Source organism: Roseomonas acroporae (assembly GCF_023223525.1).
Classification (GTDB): Bacteria; Pseudomonadota; Alphaproteobacteria; order Acetobacterales; family Acetobacteraceae; genus Roseomonas_E; species Roseomonas_E acroporae.
On record NZ_JALPRX010000111.1, the window covers coordinates 1 to 19,416 of the forward strand.

Consider the following 19,416-nt stretch of genomic DNA (forward strand, 5'->3'; position numbering starts at 1 on the left):
TTTCCGGGTCGCCGGGTGAGTACGCCCGGCTCGAAAACGCCTTGGCGCGCACCGCGGGCAGCCGCCTCGGGAGGCACGTCGATGCCGCCGGTCCCGCCCGGCGGCGGGGCGGCGATGGAGGCAGCCGTGGCGACCGCATGGCGTCCGGCGCGGGGGTCAGAAGAGCGGCGGCAGGTCGGCCAGGCGCGGCTGCCGGCGATCCTTGTCCGACAGCACCGCCGCCTCGCGCGCCACGGGCCACTCGATGCCGAGCGCCGGGTCATCCCAGGCGAGGCCCCGGTCGCAGTCCGGCGCGTAGACCTCGGAGACCTTGTAGGCCACCTCGGTATCCGGCAGCAGCGTGCAGAAGCCGTGCGCGAAGCCGACCGGCACGTAGAGCTGCAACCCGTTGGCCGCGCTCAGCTCCGCGGTGATGTGGTGGCCGAAGGTGGGCGAGCCGTGGCGCAGGTCCACCGCCACGTCCAGCACGGCGCCCCGCAGCACGCGCACCAGCTTGGCCTGGGCGTATGGCGGCACCTGGAAGTGCAGCCCGCGCACCGTGCCGACGGGGGCGGAGAGCGAGTGGTTGTCCTGGACGAATTCCGCCTCGACGCCGATCGCGGCGAAGTCGCGGCGGCTGTAGGTCTCGCTGAAGAAGCCGCGCGCGTCGCCGAAGCGGCGCACGCCGATCAGCAGCGGCCCGTCGATCTCGAACGGCGTTGCCACGGCGTTGCCGGAACGCCGCTCGCCTCTGGTCTGATTGAAGGTCAGGGTGCTGCTTCCGGCCTTGCCCGTGCCGCAGGCCGGCGGCGCTGCCGGCAGGGACACATCCATGCCGCCGATGTCTCGGCTGGCCGCCCTATAGCACAGCGCAACCGAGATGCAACGCGGCGTTGGGAACCGTATCGGCCCGCGGTCCCGGCAGGCGCCGGCGACCGGCGGCAACCCCGCTCCTCCGGGCGCCCCGGGGCATTCGCGACCGGTCGGCCCGGACGGAGGGAGGGCGCGGCGCCGCCGCCCCGGCCGGATCCCGGCCGCGCGACCGGGTTCCGCGAAGGCTCAGCCGCCGCCGCACGGGGCGGCGGCCATCTCGGGCAGCCCCGCCACGAAGGCATCGAGGTCACCCCCCGAGAAGCGGTGGCCGGGCAGCCCCGCCGCCTCGGCCGCCTCGATGTCGCTCACCTTGTCGCCGATCAGGAAGGAGCCGGCCATCCGCACCGGCCATGCCGCCCGCAGCTTCTCGATCATCCCCGGCGCCGGCTTGCGGCAGTAACAGTCCCGCCGGTAGGCCTCGACCGGCGCCTCCGGGTGGTGCGGGCAGTAGCGGAAGGCGTCGATGCGCGCCCCCGCCTCGGCCAGGCGCGCCGCCATCCAGCGGTGCAGGTGCTGCACCGTCTCCTCCGGGAACAGGCCGCGCGCCACGCCGGCCTGGTTGGTGACCACGAAGACGAACAGCCCGGCCTCGTTCAGCCGCCGCACCGCCGCCGCGGCCCCCGGCATCCAGCGTATCCTGGCCGGGTCGTGCGGGTAGCCGGTGTCCTCGATCAGCACCCCGTCCCGGTCCAGGAAGGCGGCGGGGCGGGGCGACAGCCCCGCCGCCACCCCGTCCGCCACCCTCGCCGCCTCAGCCATGGGCGGGTTGCGGGGCCGGCTGGTTGGTCATCGCCTCCTCCACCGCCGCGCAGAAGCAGTGGTAGAGGCACAGGTGCACCTGCTGGATCGCCGGGGTGGAGCGGCTGGGCACGGCGAAGAGATGGTCGCAGAGCTCGGCCATGCGGCCGCCGCCCTCGCCGGTCAGGCCGATCGTGACCATCCCGGCCGCGCGCGCCACCTCGAGCGCCGCCACCACGTTGCGGGAGTTGCCGGAGGTGGAGATGCCGAGCACCACCCCCCCCGGCTCGGCATAGGCCTCGACCTGGCGGCTGAACACCGTCTCGTAGGAGTAGTCGTTGGCCCAGGCGGTCAGCACGGCGGCGTTGGAGGAGAGGCAGATCGCCTTCAGCGCCCGGCGCTCCTTCAGGAAGCGGCCGACCATCTCGCCGACGATGTGCTGCGCGTCGGCGGCCGAGCCGCCGTTGCCGCAGACCAGCAGCGGCCGGCCGGCCGCCAGCGCCTCGACGGTGGCCTGCACGGCACGCTCCATGACGGCATCCAGCCCCTGCCGCCGGCTGGTGGCCAGGAGGGTTTCGGCATCGGCGAGCCAGCGGTCGAGTGCGATCATGTGGATCTGTTCCAGCGGTCGGGTGGGATCATGGCCGCGTATCCTGGCGAGTGTTCCGGGCCTTGCCCGGGACCCGGGCGCCGGGATCGATGTTCCGGGCCGTCTTCGGTTCTGTCCGGTGTCCTGGCCGGCAGGCCCGGAGAGGTCCGGAAGGCCGCCGGCACGGCAGGGCGGGCGTGGCCCGACCCATGCCCGGACATACGTCGTGGCGAAGCGGGCGTCGAGAGAAGGACGAATAGGCCGGTCCCGTCCGCCACTCAACCTGTCCGTTGCACCTGTCCGTTGCCCGGACCGTCCGTTGCCCGGCGCGCGCCGTCTCCTGGAAGGCCCCGCCCCCTCCTCCTGCGGCGCCGAGATAACCGCGAAGGGTGCGTCAGGGACGTGATTTGACTTGGCGCGCGCCGCCGACGACGCAGGGACGAAGCACGAACGGATCGCTCTCATGCCGCCCGCCCAACCCACCGACCCGTCGCTCGCCGCCTTCGTGGACCTGTGCGGCGACGGGCGCTGGCGGCACCGCCTGGCGGAGATCGGCGAGCGCGCCCGGGCCCTGTCCCGCCAGGGACGCGCGATCCAGCAGCGCCATGCGCTGGAGCTGGCGCTGGCCCGGCTGCGCGCGGCGCCGGGCGAGCGCCCCGTCTCGGCGGTGGAACGGCGGCTGCTCGGATTCGCCGAGGAGGCGGTGCGCCTTTCCCACACCCTGCCGCCCGAGCCGCGCGAGAGGCTGCGCCAGCGGCTGCTGCAGGGGCTGACCGGCGAGGCGACGTTGATCCCGCTGTTCCACCTGCTGCGCACCGCCGCCCTGCACCGCGCCAACGGCTTCGCCGTGCACTTCTCCGGCCTCGCCGAGGAGACGGCGCACGACCTCGTCATCGCGCGCGACGGCGCCGAGGCGGAGGTGTCATGCGGGATGGTCTCGGCCGAGGAGGGTCGGCCGGTGCATCGCGGCGACTGGCACGCGCTGGTGGATGCGGTGAATCCGGAGCTGCAGACCTGGCTTGCCGCGCATCCCGGCCGCTACCTGCTGAAGATCACCCTGCCGGAGGGCCTGTCGGGGCCGGCGGGGCTCGCGGAGCTGCATCGGCGCATCTCCGACCTGCTGCAGGCCGAGAGGCGGCAGGATGCCAGCCAGTCCGCCGTGCTCAAGCTCGACCCGCTGGTGCTGGCCGGCGCGCAGGTGGCCGGGCTGGGCCTGCCGGCGCATCTGCGGGCGCAATTCGGCCCCGAGGCGCACCTCGCCATCACGGGCCCCGCCATGCCCGGCTCCCAGCCCGGCGCCGCGAGCGGCAGCGTCTTCGTGATGGCCGCGCGGGCCGGGCGCGAGGATGCGATCGCCACCGCCGTGTGTCACCGCATGCGCGAGGCCGCGACGAGCCGGCTCTCCGGCACCCGGCCGGGTATCCTCGCCATGTTCGTCGAGGATGTGGAGCGGGGCGAATGGCGCGGCCTGCGCGAGCGGCTGGAGCTGGAAGGCGCCGCCCGGCGCTTCCTGACCGAGCCCGCCGCGCGGCCCGTGGTCGCCGTCACCTGCGCCTCCCGATTCGAGCTGCTGGGGCTGGGCCCGCCCGACGCCGCGCCGGCCGGCGAGCTGCGTTTCCGCAACCCGGGCCATCCGTCGGCCAGGCTGCCCGCCCTGGCACCGGCCATCCTTTCCACGTCGTGAACCACCCCAATGGCCACCCTTGGAATCACAAAAATGTGATCTCGCAGGTGCAGCGTGATGCCAGGAACCGCTGTGCCTCCCTATCGTTTTCATGAGTTGATGGCGTGGCGCCGGAAAGTTGGCCCCTCCTCCAACCGCCTTGCCGCAGGGAAGCTCCGATGACCGAGATTGAGTTCCAGACGAAGCTGGATGAGCTCGATCGGCTGTTGAACGACCCCGATACGCGCATGGACCCGCACCGGATCTGGTCGCTGCTGGCCGAGATCAGCGAGAAGTCGGAAGCGGAGGACGAGCGCGTCTGACGTCCCTGTCGACGCGCGGCCCCGTCCGCCGGTCCTGCTTCCGTCGACCCTGTTTCCGCCTGCCCGGTTCCCACCCTTCCGCCCCTCCCCCGCCGCGCGTACCCGGCCCCGGCCGGCACGCCGCCCTCCTCCGCGAGACGCCGATCCCATCGTGAGCCGGCCACCGGCGGGCGTGCGGCACCGCCCGCCGGCGCGCCCTACGCTGTGAGCAGCCGCCGCATCACCGACGCGAAGGCGGACGCCACCGCCTCGGCCTCGACATGGCGCCCCTGCGTCACCACCCGCGCGCCGCCGCAATGCACGCTGCGCACCGGGTTGCGGGTCGCGTTGCCGGTGGCGCCGAGGATCCAGGCATCCAGCAGCGCGTCGTCCGCGTAGCCGACCAGCGACGGGTGCGAGATATCCAGCTCCACGAGGTCGCAGCGCATCCCCGGCGCGATGGCGCCGATCGGGCGGCCGCTGGCCCGCGCGCCGCCGGCCAGCGCCGCCTCGACCAGCACGCGGCCGGGATGCGGGTTCGCCGCGTCGGTCGCCACCGATCGCTGCCGCAGGGCCAGGCGCTGGCCGGTTTCCAGCTGCCGCAGCTCCTCGCGCGGGGAGCTGCTCACCTGGCTGTCGCTGCCGATGCCGAGCATCCCGCCCGCCGCCAGCCAGCCGGGCAGGGCGAACAGCCCGTCGCCGAGCGAGGCCTCGGTGGTCGGGCAGAGTCCGGCCACGGCGCTGGTGGCGGCGAGGTCGCGCACCTCGTCGGGCTCCATGTGGGTGCAGTGGATCAGGCACCAGCGCGCGTCGAGCGGCGCGTGGTCGAGCAGCCAGCGCACGGGCCGGGCGCCGGTGGCCGCCACGCATTCCGCCACCTCGCGCCGCTGCTCGGCGGCGTGGATGTGGATCGGCGCGTCGAGCCCGGCCAGCGCGTGCAGCATGGTCGGCGTCACGGCGCGCAGCGAGTGCGGCGCCACGCCCCAGCCGGCCTGCGGGTCGCCCTCCACCGCCTCGCGCACGCGCTGCACGATGCGCGAGAAGCCGTCCAGGTCGTTGAGGAAGCGGCGCTGGCCCGGCGCCGGCTCCCGCCCGAAGATGCCGCCGTGGCGGTAGAGGCTCGGCAGCATGGTGATGCCGATGCCGGCCTGCCGCGCGGCCTCCAGGTGGCGCAGCGCCATCTCGGCGCGGTCGGCATAGGGGCGGCCGTCCGGGGCGTGGTGCAGGTAGTGGAACTCGGCGACGGCGGTGTAGCCGGCTTCCAGGCACTCCACGTAGAGCTGCGCCGCCACCGCCTCCGCGTCGTCGGGCGAGAGCAGGCCGACGAAGCGGTACATGGTGTCGCGCCAGGTCCAGAAGCTGTCGTGGCCGCCATCGGCGGCACGGGCCTCGGGCGGGGAGCGGCGCTCGGCGCCGCCGGCCATGGCGCGCTGGAAGGCGTGGCTGTGCAGGTTGGGCAGGCCGGGAATCACGCTGCCCGACAGGCGTTCGGCGTCGTCGCGCGCGGGAGAGTCCGGGGTGACGGCGACGATGGTGCCGTGCGGGTCGGACTCGATGCGGACGTCGCTGGCCCAGCCGGCGGGCAGCAGGGCACGGCGGGCGAACAGCGCGGGGGTCATTCGGGGCTCCGCCCCGGACCCCGCCAGGGGCGTCGCCCCTGGACCCCACCAAGGGGCGAAGCCCCCTTGGAACCCCCTTTGCGGGAAGAATAGTCGTGGTGTCGCGACATCGGAGCCCAACGAAGAGAGGTCCAGGAGAGGTTCGGGGAGGGCGGCGCCCTTCCCGATGATCGAGGCGGGGTTCGGGAAGGACAAAGCCCTCCCCGACGAGGCTTCGCCTTCCCCGCTACTGCGCCAGCCGGGTCACGCTCACCACCGCGCCGAAGGCCGCGACGCCGGCGGCCACCAGCAGCAGCGGCACGGTGGCCGCGTCGCCGCCGAGCAGGGCGAAGCCGCCGGCCACGATGGCGGCGCCCAGGGTGGAGCCGATCAGCCGCGCCTGCGCCATCATGCCGTTGGCGGCGCCGGTGCGCGCCACCGGGCCGGTGGTGAGGACGGCGCGGTTGTTGGGCGTCTGGAAGAAGCCGAAGCCGATGCCGCAGAGCATCATGCGCCAGACGATGTCCCAGTCGGCGGGGGCGGCCGGCAGCAGGGCGAGCGAGAGCAGCCCGGCGGCGAGGCAGGCGAGGCCGATGCTGCTCAGGATGCCGGCCGGGTAGCGGTCCGACAGCCAGCCCGAGAGGGGGGCGGCCACCACGATCACCAGCGGCCAGGGCGTGACCAGCAGGCCGGTGCGCACCGCGTCGTAGCCGAGGCCGTGCTGGAGGAAGAAGGGCATGGCGATGTAGGCGATGGCCTGCGCCGTGTAGGAGCAGATCGAGGTGCCGATCGAGAGCGCGAAGACCGGCAGGCGCAGCAGGTCGAGCGGCACCAGCGGGCTGGGGTGGCGCCGCTGGTGGCGCAGCAGCACGACGCCGAGGCCCAGCGCCACGGCGACCGCCGCCGGTCCCTGCCAGCCATGCTCGCCCAGCGCGTCCACGCCGAGGATCAGCAGCGTCAGCATCACGGCGTTGAGCAGCGCGCCCACCTGGTCGAAGCGGCGGCGCAGCGTGGCGCTGGGCGGCAGGACGAGGGCGGCGCCGACGATGGCGAACAGGCCGAAGGGCAGGTTCACCAGGAACAGCCAGGGCCAGTCGGCGGTGGTGAGGATCGCCGCGGCGACGGAGGGGCCGAGGGCGGCCGAGATGGCGACGCTGAGCCCGAACAGCGAGATGCCGCGCCCGATCAGCCGCTGCGGGAAGATCGTGCGCATCAGCACGCCGCCCACCACGGAGGAGGAGGCGCCGCCGAGCCCCTGGAGCACGCGCGCCGCCACCAGCCAGCCGAGCGTGGGAGCGGCGGCGCAGAGCAGCGAGGCCAGGGTGAACAGCGCCATGCCGCCGATGTAGAGGCGCTTCTGCCCGATCCGCTCGCCCAGCGCCGCCAGCGGCAGCAGCGAGACGGCGATGGCGAGCTGGTAGGCGTTGACCACCCACACGACGGCCGAGGGCGAGGCGCGCAGATCCGCGGCGATGGTGGGCAGGGCGATGTTGGCGATGGCGACGTCGAGGCTGCCGAGGAAGGCGCCGACCAGGATGGCCAGCACCGCCCAGAGCCGGCGCGGCATGGGCAGGCCGTCGCCGCCTGGCGTGTTCCTGGCGGTGCCGCCAGGGGAGATGGCAAGGGAGGCGGCGGGAGAAGTTGACTTCGGGGAGGGCGGCGGGGCGGCCGGCGCGGCCGGCCCCGTGGCGCCGGCCCCCGGCGGCGGGTTCATCGGCTCAGCCCGCCAGCGGCGCCAGGGCCAGCAATTGCGCGCGCTCGGCCTCGGGAATGGGGACGGGGCGGCGCGTGTCGGTGCCGAGCAGCACGCACACCGCCTCCGAGGTGGCGACGCAGCCGGGCGCGCCGAACAGGCCCTGCTCCACGGTGAAGGAGGTGTTGCCGATGCGCGTGACGGCGCTGCCGACGCGCACCGTGCCCGGGTAGTGCAGCTCCTGCCGGAAGTCGATGGCGAGGCGGACGATCACGATGAAGCTGTCGCCCATGACGACGCCGCCGCGCACCTGACGGAGCATCTCGACCCGGCCGGACTCGCAGAACACGGAATAGGCGCTGTTGTTGATGTGGCCGAGCAGGTCGGTGTCGCCGAAGCGGAGCTTCTCCTCGGTCCAGAACGGGTATCGCTCCGGCGTCGGGAGCGGGGCGCGGCCGTCGCTCATGCCGACGGCCGAGGGGAGAGAGGACGGGATTCGGGGGAAGACGCCATGGGCTTGCTCGGTTCCTGTGGCCTCCGGCGGGCCGTGGCGCGACACTTCCCGGATGCGGCGGCGGCGTCAACCGGGGAGCGGACGGGGTGCCGGCGGTCTCCCGGACGGCCGCGTCCCCCTTCCCGCCGCCAGATCCCGCCGTCTGCCGCCGCCGCCTGCTCCCGCCGTCTGCTCCCGCTGGGCACCGCCATACCGGCCGGCGCCCGGTCCCGCGAAGCGCCGCCCCGAGCCGCTGGTCCCCGCCGCGCGGCGCGCGCTAGGCTCGGCCGCATGAGCGACACCACCCGCTTCCGCAACGCCCCCGCCATCCGCGCGCCGCGCGGCCCGGCCCTCTCGGCCCGCTCCTGGCTGACCGAGGCGCCCTTGCGCATGCTGATGAACAACCTCGACGACGAGGTGGCGGAGCGGCCGGGCGAGCTGGTGGTCTACGGCGGCATCGGCCGCGCCGCGCGCGACTGGCGGAGCTACGAGACCATCGTCTCGGTGCTGCGCCGGCTCGGGGAGACGCAGACGCTGCTGGTGCAGTCCGGCAAGCCGGTCGGCGTGTTCGAGACGCATGCGGACGCGCCGCGCGTGCTGATCGCCAATTCCAACCTGGTGCCGCGCTGGGCGAGCTGGGAGCACTTCTCCGAGCTCGACCGCAAGGGGCTGATGATGTACGGCCAGATGACGGCCGGCTCCTGGATCTACATCGGCAGCCAGGGCATCGTGCAGGGCACCTACGAGACCTTCGCCGAGTGCGGCCGGCAGCATTTCGGCGGCGACCTCGCGGGGCGCTGGATCCTGACCGGCGGGCTCGGCGGCATGGGCGGGGCGCAGCCGCTGGCCGGCGTGTTCGCCGGCGCCTCGGTGCTCGCCGTGGAGTGCCAGCCGAGCCGAATCGAGAAGCGGCTGGAGACGCGCTACCTCGACCACCGCGCCGACGACCTCGACACGGCGCTGGCGATGATCAGCACGGCCTGCGACGAGAAGCGGGCCGTGAGCGTCGGGCTGCTCGGCAACGCGGCCGAGGTGTTCCCCGAGCTGGTGCGGCGCGGCGTGGTGCCGGACATCGTGACCGACCAGACCAGCGCGCACGACCCCGCCAACGGCTACCTGCCGGCGGGCTGGACGCTGGCGGAGTGGGAAGCGAAGCGCGAGACCGATCCGGCGGCGGTGGCGGCGGCCGCGAAGCGCTCGATGGTGGCGCAGGTACAGGCGATGCTGGACTTCCAGCGCCTGGGTGCCAGGGTGCTCGACTACGGCAACAACATCCGCCAGATGGCGAAGGACGAGGGGCTGGCGGACGCCTTCGGTTTCCCCGGCTTCGTGCCGGCCTATATCCGGCCGCTGTTCTGCCGCGGCATCGGCCCGTTCCGCTGGGCCGCGCTCTCGGGCGACCCGGAGGACATCTTCCGCACCGACGCGAAGGTGCGGGAACTGATCCCGGACGACCCGCACCTGCACCGCTGGCTCGACATGGCGCGCGAGCGGATCAGCTTCCAGGGATTGCCGGCGCGCATCTGCTGGGTCGGGCTCGGGCAGCGGCACCGGCTCGGCCTCGCCTTCAACGAGATGGTGGCGAAGGGCGAGTTGCGCGCGCCGATCGTGATCGGGCGCGACCACCTCGATTCCGGCTCCGTCGCCTCGCCCAACCGCGAGACGGAGGCGATGCGCGACGGCTCCGACGCCGTCTCCGACTGGCCGCTGCTGAACGCGCTGCTGAACACGGCCTCCGGCGCCACCTGGGTCAGCCTGCACCATGGCGGCGGCGTCGGCATGGGCTACTCGCAGCATGCGGGCATGGTGATCGTGGCCGACGGCACCGAGGCGGCGGCGCGGCGCCTCGCGCGCGTGCTGTGGAACGACCCGGCGACCGGGGTGATGCGCCACGCCGATGCGGGCTACGACCTCGCCATCGACTGCGCGCGGGAGAACGGGCTGGACCTGCCGATGCTGGGGGGCTGAAGACCCGCTTCCCGAACCGGGGGTTCCAAGGGGGCCTCGCCCCTTGGTGGGAGGGGTGCAGGGGAGGGCAACGCCCTTCCCTGCCGGGGTCCGGGGCGGCGCCCCGGCAGCGTCCGCGCACGCGGCGGCCGCCGCATCACGTCCGCGCCGCGAACGCCTCCACCAGCCGCGTCGGGCCGGAGACGATCAGCAGGTCCCCCGCCTCCACCCGCGTCTCCGGCTTCGCGTAGGTGAAGTCCTCGCCCCTGCGCTTCACGCCGACGATGGTGATGCCGTAGCGCGCGCGCAGCGCCGATTCCGCCAGGGTGCGGCCCGCCGCCTCGGCCGGCGCCCGCGTCTTGACGATGGCGAAGCCGTCGTCGAACTCGATGAAGTCGATCATCTTGCCGGTGACGAGGTGCGCCACGCGCTCGCCCATCGCCATCTCGGGATAGACGACGTGGTGCGCGCCCGTGCGCTCCAGGATGCGGCCGTGGTTGACGGTGAGCGCCTTGGCCCAGATCTCGGCGATCCCGAGCTCGCTCAGCGCCAGCACCGTCAGCACGCTGGCCTCCAGGTTGCTGCCGATGCCCACCACGGCGTGCGGGAATTCCGGCACGCCGAGGCGGCGCAGCGTGTCGGCGTCGGTGGTGTCGGCCTGCACCACGTGCGTCAGGTCGTCGGCCCAGCGCTGCACCAGCTCCGGGTCCTCGTCGATGCCCAGCACCTCGTGGCCCATGCGCACCAGCGAGCGGGCGACGGCGCCGCCGAAGCGGCCGAGCCCGATCACCACCACGCCGGCGGCGGCCTTCGCGGAATTCCTAGCCAACGATGGGTCGCTCCTCCGGATAGCGGTACGCGGCCCGGCCGTGGCGCAGCGCGAGCGCCGTCGCGATGGTGACGGTGCCGACGCGGCCGAGGAACATCAGCACCACCAGCACCGCCAGCCCCGCGCCGGGCAGCGAGGCCGAGACTCCGGCGGAAAGCCCGACCGTGGCGAGGGCCGAGACCACCTCGAACAGCACCTTCTCGGCCGGATGGTCGGTGAGCGACATCAGCAGCAGCGTGGCGGCGCAGACCATGGCGATCGCCACCAGCGCGATGGTCAGCGCCTGGCGCAGCACCGTCTCCGGCACGCGCCGGCCGAACGCGTTGGTGTCGGGCGAGCCGCGTATCTCGGCCCAGACGGCGAGGCCGAGCAGCACGAAGGTCGTCACCCGGATGCCGCCCGCCGTGCTGGCGCTGCCGCCGCCGATCAGCATCAGCGCGGTGCTCAGCAGCAGCGTCTCCGGCCGCATGGCGCCGACATCCACCGTGTTGAAGCCGCCCGAGCGCGTCATCACCGCGTGGAACAGCGCGCCGTGCACGCGCTCCGGCAGCGGCAGCCCGGCCAGCGTGGCGGCGTTGCTCCACTCGTAGGCCAGCACCCCGGCCCAGCCGGACAGCAGCAGCCCCAGGCTGCCGAGCAGCGTGATGCGCGTGTGCAGGCTCCAGCGCTGCGGCTCCAGCGGCGCGCGGCGCAGGTCGTGCACCACCGGCACGCCGATCCCGCCCGCCAGCACCGCCAGCATCACCGGCACGGTGACGCAGAGGTCGCCGCCGAAGCGCACCAGGCTGTCGCCGTAGGTGGAGAGGCCGGCATTGGTGTAGGCGGAGACGGCGTGGAAGAGGCCGGTCCAGGCCGCCTCGCCCCATTCCATGCCGTAGCCGAGGCGCAGCCGCAGGCAGAGCGCGGCGGCCGCCAGCGCCTCCGTCCCCAGCGTCATCGCCAGCACGAGGCGCAGGATCGCCGTCACGTCGCCGAGCGCGATGATCTGCGTCTCGGCCCGCGCCATCAGCCGCGAGGAGAGTCGCAGCCGCCGCGTCACTAGCAGGCCGAGCAGCGTGGCGCCGGTCAGGATGCCCAGGCCCCCGAGCTGCATCAGCACCAGGATCACCGCCTGCCCCGGCAGGGTCCAGTAGCTCGCCGGGTCCACCACCGAGATGCCGGAGAGGCTGGCGGCGGAGGTGGCGGTGAACAGCGCGGTGAAGAAGGGCGCCGCGTGCCCGTCCGCCCGCGCCTGCGGCAGCATCAGCAGCGCCGTGCCGAGCAGGATGACGAGCAGGAAGGCGATCGGGATCAGCCGCGTCGGGTGGCGCAGCGCGGTGCCCAGCGCCCGCTGCGGCAGCGCCGCGTCGCGCGCCAGCGAGGGCGACAGGCCGACATGGGCGCAGCTGCTCCTGACCTCCTGCCGCAAGGTCCCGACCCTTTCCGGCCATCCGGGGGGAACAGCTTGTTGGTCGCGGCACGGCAGGGTCAAGCCCGGGCTGCGCGGCGCGCCGCCCGGCGGGGCGTTGCCGCCGGTTCAGGCAAGCGCCCCGGATGGGGCGGCCGGAGGCGCGGGAACCCGGCCCTGCCGCCGCCTCACCCCAGCGCCCGCCACGCCGCCACGAATTCCCGCGCCCGCTCCCCCACCGCCGCGGCCGTCATGCCCGGCCGGTACAGCGCCGAGCCCAGGCCGAAGCCCGCCGCCCCCGCCGCCACGTACTCGGCCATGCGCGCGGGCGTGATGCCGCCCACGGGCAGGAAGGCCACCTCCCGCGGGAACACGCTGCGCCAGGCCTTCAGCACGGCGGGCGGCATCGCCTCGGCGGGGAACAGCTTCAGCGCGTCGGCGCCGTTGGCCAGGGCCGCGAAACCCTCGGTGGGCGTGGCGACGCCGGGGGCGCAGAACAGCCCGGCCGACTTCGCCGCGCGCACCACCGCCGGGTCGCCGTGCGGCATCACGACCAGCCGGCCGCCGGCGCCGGCGATCTCCGCCACCTGCGCCGCCGTCGTCACCGTGCCGGCGCCGACCAGGACATCGGGCGCGAAGCGGGCGGCGAGGCGGGCGATGCTCTCCAGCGGCGCGGGCGAGTTCAGCGGCACCTCGATGATCGCGAAGCCGGCCGCCACCAGCGCCTCGCCCACCGGCAGCGCCTCGTCCGGAGTGACGCCGCGCAGGATGGCGACGAGCGGCAGCCGGTCGAGCCAGGGATGCATCAGCGTGTCTCCTCGGGGCCAGCCACCAGGCCGGCGGCCAGCGCGGTGTGCCACAGCCCGGCCTCGGTGGCGCCCGCGATCTCGCGCGGCCCATCGGGCGTCCCAGCGTGCGTCCCTGGCAGGCCGAGGCGGGCGAAGGCGCGGCGGTAGCGGCGGCACAGCGCCGGGTCGCCGATCAGGGCCAGGGGGATGCCCGGCTCGCCCACCGGCAGGGCGGCGCGCAGCTCGTCGCCGATCAGCAGGCCGGAAAGGTAGTCGAGGCTCGCCGCCGCCGGCAGCGCGCCCGCCAGCACCAGCGTGCGGGCCGAGAAGAGCAGCGGCGCGAGGCCGGCCTTGCCGGCGCGGGCCGCGTCCACGCCGCGGTCGAAGGCGGCCCAGGCCTCCTCCTCGTCCGCCGCGCCGGCCGGTTGCGCCGAGGGAGCCAGGGCGCGGCCGAGGATGGAATGGGCGCGCAGCACGGCGAACAGCTCGCCGGTCATGTAGGTGCGGAACGACGTGATGCGGCCGTCGCGCACCGCCACCCACTTGCTGTGCGTGCCCGGCAGCACGATGCGGGCGGCGGCGCGCAGGCCGGGTTCCAGGGCGAGCGCGCCCATCACCTGCGTCTCCTCGCCCCGCATCACCTCGGGCATCACCTCGGGGGGCGCGCCGTCGAGCAGGATGCCGGGCACGATGCGCAGCACCGCCTCGCCTTCCGGCCCCTTCTCCGGCACCGGCAGCAGCCCGGCGGCGAGGTCGGCGAGGCCGGCCGGGCCGCGATGATAGGGCACCTCGCGCCAGCCCTGGGCGCTGCCGACCATCCCCGCCGCCAGCGCCGGCAGGCCGGGCCGGCGCCAGTCGCCGAGGATCTCCGCCAGCACGGCGGCGAAGCCGCCCGGCGGCACCTGCAGCAGGCCGCGCGGTGCGGCGCGCCGGTCCAGCACCCGCCCGCCCGCGCCGAGCAGGAAGGCGCGCAGCGCGGTGGTGCCCCAGTCCAGCGCGATCAGGCGCGGCGCGTCGGGTCCGCCGGCGGCGCGGCCGGGCGTGTCGACGGGTGGCATGCGTGTCTCTCCGTGGTCGCCCATCCGGGCCCGCCCCTGCCACCGCGCCCGCCTTCCGGACCCCGCGGAAAGGCCCGGCGCGGCAGGTGGCCCTGCCCCGCGGCCCGTCCCGCGCGCTATCCTCCGCCGGCGCAGGCCCCGGCGCCGCGGGGCGCCATTCTGGTCGGCGCCGCCGGCCGGCGGAAGGGGCGGCGACGGGGAGAGGCGATGGATTCCGGGCGGGAGGGGATGATCGCCGCTCGGCCGGGCCGGGAAGGGCCGGCCGATGGGCGGAGCGGCGCCACGGTCGAGGTGGGGATCGACCTGCGCCGCCTGGTCGCGGCCTTCGGTCCCGACATCCTGCTGCGCGTGCCGCCCGTCTTCCGCGGCGCCGCCAACCGGCGCCGGGTGCGCGACCTGCTGCTGGGCGAGGCGCGGCACCTGCCGGGCTTCCTGGCAGCCGACGGGACCGACGCGCTGCGCTGGCTCGCCTTCCGGGTGGCGGGCGGGCAGGAGCAGGCCTTCATCGCCGCGCTGCGCGCGCTGGTGCACGAGCTGCTGCTCGACGAGGCCGCCGCGCCGCACGCCGACCCGGGCGGCGCCCATCCCGGTACGCGGGGCACCGGCTGAGGCAGCGCCCTTCCCCGCTCGTCGTTTCGACGACAAGCTGCCGGCCGACGAGTCGCCGCGCCGCGGCCCCGCGAGGAGAAGCACGATGAAGCGAACCCTGCTGCTGCTGGTCGCGCTGCTGCCGGGCTGCCGCGCGGCACCGCCGGCGGCGGAGATCGTTTCGGTCAACGGCGACAACGTCGTGGTCCGGCGCGGCGAGATGGCGCCGACGCTGCCGGCCTACCAGCTCGCCGTCGACCGCTGCGCGACCGTGGGCCGGCTCGCCTTCCCCTACACGCGTGCCGGGGGCGGGCCGAACGCCGCGCGGATGGTGGAGGAGACCTACCAGTGCCGCGGCCCGCAGCAGGGCGCAGGCAGCGGCGACGGCATGGCGGCGCCCGCGCCATCCGGATCCCGGCGCGGCTCCTGACGGCGATCCCGGCCCGTCCGGCCGTCACGGCGCGGCGCATGCCCGCCACGGCCATCCGGCACCGCCGGGAGCAACCCGCGCAGGTCCTGGCCTGCGCGGGGCGGTGTCAGACCCGCACGGGAATGTTGGCCACGCCCGCCGTGCCGAACACGGCGCGGTAGCGCGCCACCTCCTCGGCCGGGCCGGTGGCCTTGAGGTAGTTGTCGCTCAGCTTCACCGCCGGGCGGCCCTCCACCTCGGCCAGCTTGCAGACCAGGCTGATGGGTTCGAGGTCGGGCAGGTTGCGCGGGTGGCAGTCCCGGAAGTCGTTGGTCAGCAGCGTGCCCCAGCCATAGGCGTCGAGCACACGGCCGCCGAAATGCGCGCGCAGGCGCAGGATCTCGTCCACGTCGAGCCCGTCCGAGAACAGGATGCGCTTCGTGCCAGGGTCGCGGCCGCGGAATTCCACCCAGGCGATGTACTCCTCGCCCGCCATCACCGGGTCCTTGCTGTCGACGCGGATGCCGGTCCAGTCGGCGGCCCACTCCGGCGCGTCGCGCAGGAACTGCGTGGTGCCGTAGGTGTCGGGCAGCATGATGAGCAGGTTGCCGCCATAGGTCTCGCGCCAGAGGTCGAGCAGGCGGTACTGCGCCTGCTTCAGCGCGGCATCCGTGTCGGCCAGCGCCGCCATCGCCATGGGCAGCTCGTGCGCGTTGGTGCCGATCGCCTCCAGGTCGTGCTTGAAGGCGAGGAAGGCGTTGGAGGTGCCGGTGAAGCAGGCGCCGAGCTCGGTCGCCATCGCCGTCACCACGTATTCCTGCCAGAGGAAGGAATGCCGCCGCCGCGTGCCGAAATCGGCGACCGGCGCGCAGGCGCCGCCCTCGCGCAGCCGCTCGATCTTGGACCAGAGGCGCGCCTTGGCGCGGGCGTAGAGGATGTCGAGCTCGAACTCGCTCAGCCGCGCCAGCGCGTGGCGCGTGCGCAGCTCGTTGACGATGGAGAGGGCGTAGATCTCCCACAGGGTCACGTCGGTCCAGCGGCCGGAGAAGCGCAGCGTGAGCTGGCCGTCCGCCTCGCCCAGCTCGTAGGGCGGCAGCGAGAACTCCTCCAGCCAGGCGAGGAAGTCGGGCGCGAAGATGCCGCGCTGGCCGTAGAAGGTGTTGCCGGCCAGCCAGATCAGCTCGGAGCGGCGGAAGCGCAGCGTGCGGGCGTAGTCGAGCTGCCGGCGCAGCTCGGTCGCGTCCACCTCCCCGGCCAGCCGCACCGCGCGCGTGCGGTTGAGGAAAGCGAATCCCACCTTCGTCTCGCGGAAGTGCCGCCAGATGAACTGCAGCATCAGCAGCTTGTAGAAGTCGGTGTCGAGCAGCGAGCGGACCGCCGGGTCCAGCTCCCAGTTCCGGTTGTGGGCGCGCTGCGCGAGGTTGATGATCATGGCGTTCCCGCGGGTTTTCCCAGTGGTCGGCGGCCCCGCCCCCCGGGCGGCGTGCCGGGGGCGGCAGGGGATGGCGAGGAGGCGGCAGCCGGGGAGACCGAGGCGCCGGGGCGATCCACCGGGGCGGTCCGCCGGGGCGGGCTCAGCCGACGGCGAGGCCGTGCAGCCGCGCCTGCTGCAGCAGGATCACCGTCTTGGCGTCGACGATGCCGCCGCGCTCCATCATCGCCCAGGCCTCGTCGAAGGGCATCTCCACCAGGGCGATGTCCTCGCCCTCCTCCGTCATGCCGCCGCCCTGGCCGATGCGCGGGCCGATCTCGGCCTGGAACAGGCAGAGCCGTTCGGAGCTGATGCCGGGGCTCGGATACAGCTCGAAGAGCGGGCGCAGCCGGGCGATGGCGTGGCCGGTCTCCTCCTCCACCTCGCGCCGCGCCGCCGCTTCGGGCGATTCGCCGTCGTCGATGTTGCCGGCACAGGCCTCCAGCAGCAGCGGGTCGTCGCCGTTCACCAGGGCGGGCACGCGGGGCTGGCGCACCAGCAGCACCGTGCCGCGCGCCGGATCGGCCAGCAGCACCGCGACGCTGCGGCGAGAGACGCACACCTCGCGGCGCAACGTCTCGCGCGTGCCGTCGCGGCGGATCTGCTCCACGGTGTAGCGGCGCAGGGCGAGATGGCCCGACGAAAGCGTCTCGGCGCCGGTTATCCGCAGCGTCGTCATCAACCCTGCTCCCCCTCGGCCCTACCCGCGGCCGTCACGGCGCGCCGCGCCCGGCCGCGGCCGGTTCCCATCCGGGCGATCCAAGCACCGCAGGCCCGGGCCTGCCAATGGGAAGGGGCGACGGAGGAGGCGGGCGGGCCCTGCCGGCCATGCCCCCGAGAGAGCTGCCCCCCCAAGAGGCCGGTCACCGAAGCGACCTGTCCCCGGGATCCACCCCGGGAGGCGGCCTGTGGCCGGGCCGACGCGCCGGGCGCGCAAGGCGGCGCCTGCGGTGGACGGCCCGCGCCGCCTCCCCGTGGGGCGCTCAGGAGCCTTCGCGGGCCGGCGCGGTGGCGGTCAGCAGGCTCTCGATCGGGCTCCAGGCCACGGCGACCTGGTCGACCACCGTGCCGGCGTAGCGCAGCCCCTCCTGCGCCACCAGCCGCCCGCCGAGCCGGGTGTAGAACCAGCGCGCCGGGTTGTCGCGCAGCACCCAGAGCGCCGCCGAGCGGCAGCCGACCGCGGCCAGGTGCGCCGACATGGCGCGCAGCAGGCGCCGGCCGATGCCGCGGTCGCGGTAGTCGTCCAGCACGTAGAGCATCTCGATCTCGCCGTCGGCGAGCCGGGCGCGGCGGCAGCGGCCGCCGCAGGCGAAGCCGACCACCGAGCCGGGTGCCCCGCCGGCCCGGCCGGGGCTCCCCCCGGGCGCGGGGCCCCCGATCAAGGCGCCCCCCATCGAGGCGCCCCCCATCGAGGCCCCCCCGGCCGGGTCGCCACCGGCAGGCCGGTCCGGCGCGCGGTCGGGATGCAGGTCGTCGCCATTGGCGACGGCGACGAAGATGGCATGGCCGTCGCGGCGCTGGCGCATCGCCTGCTCGTAGCCGGCGGCCTCGCGCACCACGGAGAGGCGGGCGAGGAATTCCGGCGGCAGGATCCCGGCGTAGGCGCTGCGCCACGTGGCGACGTGCACGGCGCCGATGGCCACGGCGTCGGCGGGGCGGGCCCGGCGGATGCTGATCACGGCACGATCAGCCCTGGCGTTCCAGGACCGCGGCGAAGAAGCCGTCCGTGCCGTGCCGGCCGGGGCTGGTGACCAGGTAGGGCCCGGAGGAATCCGTTTCCGGCGAGGGTACGCCCGGACACAGCGCCGGCCAGAGCGCGGCGAGCGGAACCGGCGCGTAGTCGGGGCGGCGACCGAGGAAGGCGTCCATCTGGCCCTCATCCTCCTCCGGAAGGATCGAGCAGGTAGCGTAGACGAGCCTTCCGCCGGGTCGAACCAAATCTGCCGCGCTGTCGAGAATTTTCCCTTGCTTGCCGGAAAGCTCCGCGAGGTCGCCCGGACCGGTGCGCAGCCGCGCATCCGGGTTGCGCCGCCAGGTGCCGGTGCCGGTGCAGGGGGCATCCACCAGCACCCGGTCGAAGCCGGCCTGCCGGCGCTTGCCCCAGCGGTCGCCCGGCTCCAGCAGGTGGCGCTCGGCATTGTCCACCCCGGCGCGGCGGAGCCGTCGCACCGCGCCCTCCAGCCGCACCGCCGAGACGTCGCAGGCGACGAGTCGCCCCTTGTTGCGCATGGTGGCGGCCATCGCCAGCGTCTTGCCGCCGGCGCCGGCACAGAAGTCGGCGACGCGCATGCCCGGCCGGGCATCGGCCAGCAGCGCGATGAGCTGCGAGCCCTCGTCCTGCACCTCCACCAGCCCCTCGCGGAAGGCGGCGGTGCCGGTGATCGGGCGGCGCTGGCGCAGCCGCAGCCCCCAGGGGGAGAAGGGCGTGGGCTCGGTCGCGATGCCCTCGGCGGCCAGCGACGCGGCGGCGGCCTCGCGCGTCGTGCGCAGCAGGTTGGCGCGCAGGTCGAGCGGGGCGGGGCGCTCCATCGCCGCCGCCTCCTCCGCCAGCCGGTCGCCGAAGCGGTCGCGGAAGGCCGGCAGCACCCATTCGGGCAGGTTGAGGCGGACGTGCTCCGGCATCTCCGGATGCACCGGCGGCGCGCCGGCCAGCGGCTTCAGCGCCGCGCGCTCGGCCGCGTCCAGCGGCTCGGCGTTGAAGCGGCCGCCGGGAAAGGCCTCCTCGACGCCGCGCCAGTTCCAGCCCTCGGCCAGCAGCAGGTGGGCGGCGAGCAGCCGGCGCGGCGTCGGCTGCCCGCCGGGGGCGGTGCGGCGCAGCCACCATTCGAGGCGCAGGCGCTGGCGCACCACGCCCCAGGCGCGCTCGGCCACGGCCCGGCGGTCGCCGGAGCCGATGTAGCGGCGGGCGCGGAAGAAGTCGTTGGCGGTGGCGTCGGCGGGGCGCTGGGGGGTGGCCTCCACCGCCTCCAGCAACGCCACGGCGGCGGCGATCCGGGCGGCCGGGGTCATGG

At 74.8% G+C, this 19,416-nt stretch carries 19 protein-coding genes; 5 read left to right on the forward strand and 14 right to left on the reverse strand.

Features of this window, described 5'->3' with window-relative positions; genetic code table 11:
* Nucleotides 1-156: 156 nt before the first annotated feature.
* The 3 genes from rfbC to M0638_RS22795 all read right to left on the reverse strand — a co-directional run bounded on the left by rfbC (nucleotide 157) and on the right by M0638_RS22795 (nucleotide 2,200).
* The gene (rfbC, locus tag M0638_RS22785) at nucleotides 157-813 is read right to left on the reverse strand and encodes a dTDP-4-dehydrorhamnose 3,5-epimerase (protein ID WP_248669259.1); all 657 of its coding nucleotides are present in this window, start codon (nucleotides 811-813) and stop codon (nucleotides 157-159) included.
* Nucleotides 814-1,038: 225 nt separating this feature from the next.
* Nucleotides 1,039-1,611 (reverse strand): D-glycero-alpha-D-manno-heptose-1,7-bisphosphate 7-phosphatase, encoded by a 573-nt coding sequence (locus M0638_RS22790; RefSeq protein WP_248669260.1) that lies wholly within the window; start codon nucleotides 1,609-1,611, stop codon nucleotides 1,039-1,041.
* A complete protein-coding gene (locus M0638_RS22795; protein ID WP_248669261.1) occupies nucleotides 1,604-2,200 on the reverse strand; it encodes a D-sedoheptulose-7-phosphate isomerase in 597 nt (198 codons plus the stop codon). Before M0638_RS22795 ends, M0638_RS22790 begins: the two co-directional genes overlap by 8 nt.
* A 442-nt stretch (nucleotides 2,201-2,642) precedes the next feature.
* Here M0638_RS22795 and M0638_RS22800 point away from each other — a divergent pair, with 442 nt between their 5' ends.
* Together M0638_RS22800 and M0638_RS22805 are read left to right on the forward strand one after the other, a co-directional pair.
* Nucleotides 2,643-3,863 (forward strand): hypothetical protein, encoded by a 1,221-nt coding sequence (locus M0638_RS22800; RefSeq protein ID WP_248669262.1) that lies wholly within the window; start codon nucleotides 2,643-2,645, stop codon nucleotides 3,861-3,863.
* 158 nt (nucleotides 3,864-4,021) lie between these two features.
* Nucleotides 4,022-4,165, forward strand: a complete 144-nt coding sequence (locus tag M0638_RS22805) for a peptide chain release factor 1 (protein WP_248669263.1) — start codon at nucleotides 4,022-4,024, stop codon at nucleotides 4,163-4,165.
* A 197-nt stretch (nucleotides 4,166-4,362) separates the two neighbouring features.
* Here M0638_RS22805 and M0638_RS22810 read toward each other — a convergent pair whose 3' ends face one another.
* The 3 genes from M0638_RS22810 to M0638_RS22820 all read right to left on the reverse strand — a co-directional run bounded on the left by M0638_RS22810 (nucleotide 4,363) and on the right by M0638_RS22820 (nucleotide 7,901).
* Entirely contained in the window at nucleotides 4,363-5,763 is a 1,401-nt protein-coding gene (locus tag M0638_RS22810; protein WP_248669264.1) for a formimidoylglutamate deiminase, read from the reverse strand.
* A 226-nt stretch (nucleotides 5,764-5,989) separates the two neighbouring features.
* Complete coding sequence (locus M0638_RS22815; protein ID WP_248669265.1) at nucleotides 5,990-7,309, reverse strand: MFS transporter; 1,320 nt, start codon at nucleotides 7,307-7,309, stop codon at nucleotides 5,990-5,992.
* Between the two features lie 151 nt (nucleotides 7,310-7,460).
* Nucleotides 7,461-7,901 (reverse strand): acyl-CoA thioesterase, encoded by a 441-nt coding sequence (locus tag M0638_RS22820; protein WP_248669266.1) that lies wholly within the window; start codon nucleotides 7,899-7,901, stop codon nucleotides 7,461-7,463.
* A 318-nt stretch (nucleotides 7,902-8,219) separates the two neighbouring features.
* Here M0638_RS22820 and hutU point away from each other — a divergent pair, with 318 nt between their 5' ends.
* Nucleotides 8,220-9,896, forward strand: a complete 1,677-nt coding sequence (gene hutU / locus M0638_RS22825) for a urocanate hydratase (RefSeq protein WP_248669267.1) — start codon at nucleotides 8,220-8,222, stop codon at nucleotides 9,894-9,896.
* Between the two features lie 136 nt (nucleotides 9,897-10,032).
* Here the strand turns inward: hutU and M0638_RS22830 are convergent, their stop codons facing one another.
* The 4 genes from M0638_RS22830 to M0638_RS22845 form a co-directional block, all read right to left on the reverse strand.
* The gene (locus M0638_RS22830) at nucleotides 10,033-10,704 is read right to left on the reverse strand and encodes a potassium channel family protein (RefSeq protein WP_248669268.1); all 672 of its coding nucleotides are present in this window, start codon (nucleotides 10,702-10,704) and stop codon (nucleotides 10,033-10,035) included.
* The gene (locus M0638_RS22835; protein WP_248669269.1) at nucleotides 10,697-12,112 is read right to left on the reverse strand and encodes a TrkH family potassium uptake protein; all 1,416 of its coding nucleotides are present in this window, start codon (nucleotides 12,110-12,112) and stop codon (nucleotides 10,697-10,699) included. Before M0638_RS22835 ends, M0638_RS22830 begins: the two co-directional genes overlap by 8 nt.
* Before the next feature lie 167 nt (nucleotides 12,113-12,279).
* Nucleotides 12,280-12,897, reverse strand: a complete 618-nt coding sequence (locus M0638_RS22840; RefSeq protein ID WP_248669270.1) for a 2-dehydro-3-deoxy-6-phosphogalactonate aldolase — start codon at nucleotides 12,895-12,897, stop codon at nucleotides 12,280-12,282.
* Nucleotides 12,897-13,937 carry a 2-dehydro-3-deoxygalactonokinase gene (locus M0638_RS22845; protein WP_248669271.1) on the reverse strand — a complete coding sequence of 347 codons (1,041 nt, stop codon included), beginning with the start codon at nucleotides 13,935-13,937 and terminating at the stop codon, nucleotides 12,897-12,899. The genes M0638_RS22840 and M0638_RS22845 overlap by 1 nt, the downstream gene beginning before the upstream one ends.
* Nucleotides 13,938-14,144: 207 nt before the next feature.
* Here M0638_RS22845 and M0638_RS22850 point away from each other — a divergent pair, with 207 nt between their 5' ends.
* Together M0638_RS22850 and M0638_RS22855 are read left to right on the forward strand one after the other, a co-directional pair.
* Entirely contained in the window at nucleotides 14,145-14,546 is a 402-nt protein-coding gene (locus tag M0638_RS22850) for a hypothetical protein (protein ID WP_248669272.1), read from the forward strand.
* An 85-nt stretch (nucleotides 14,547-14,631) separates the two neighbouring features.
* Nucleotides 14,632-14,955 carry a hypothetical protein gene (locus M0638_RS22855; RefSeq protein ID WP_248669273.1) on the forward strand — a complete coding sequence of 108 codons (324 nt, stop codon included), beginning with the start codon at nucleotides 14,632-14,634 and terminating at the stop codon, nucleotides 14,953-14,955.
* A 106-nt stretch (nucleotides 14,956-15,061) separates the two neighbouring features.
* Here the strand turns inward: M0638_RS22855 and pncB are convergent, their stop codons facing one another.
* The 4 genes from pncB to M0638_RS22875 form a co-directional block, all read right to left on the reverse strand.
* On the reverse strand, nucleotides 15,062-16,366 hold the full coding sequence (pncB, locus tag M0638_RS22860) for a nicotinate phosphoribosyltransferase (protein WP_248669274.1): 1,305 nt from the start codon (nucleotides 16,364-16,366) through the stop codon (nucleotides 15,062-15,064).
* 142 nt (nucleotides 16,367-16,508) lie between these two features.
* Nucleotides 16,509-17,084 (reverse strand): NUDIX domain-containing protein, encoded by a 576-nt coding sequence (locus M0638_RS22865; protein WP_248669275.1) that lies wholly within the window; start codon nucleotides 17,082-17,084, stop codon nucleotides 16,509-16,511.
* A 304-nt stretch (nucleotides 17,085-17,388) separates the two neighbouring features.
* Entirely contained in the window at nucleotides 17,389-18,084 is a 696-nt protein-coding gene (locus tag M0638_RS22870) for a GNAT family N-acetyltransferase (protein WP_248669276.1), read from the reverse strand.
* Nucleotides 18,085-18,091: 7 nt separating this feature from the next.
* A complete protein-coding gene (locus tag M0638_RS22875; protein ID WP_248669277.1) occupies nucleotides 18,092-19,414 on the reverse strand; it encodes an RsmB/NOP family class I SAM-dependent RNA methyltransferase in 1,323 nt (440 codons plus the stop codon).
* Nucleotides 19,415-19,416: the final 2 nt, after the last annotated feature.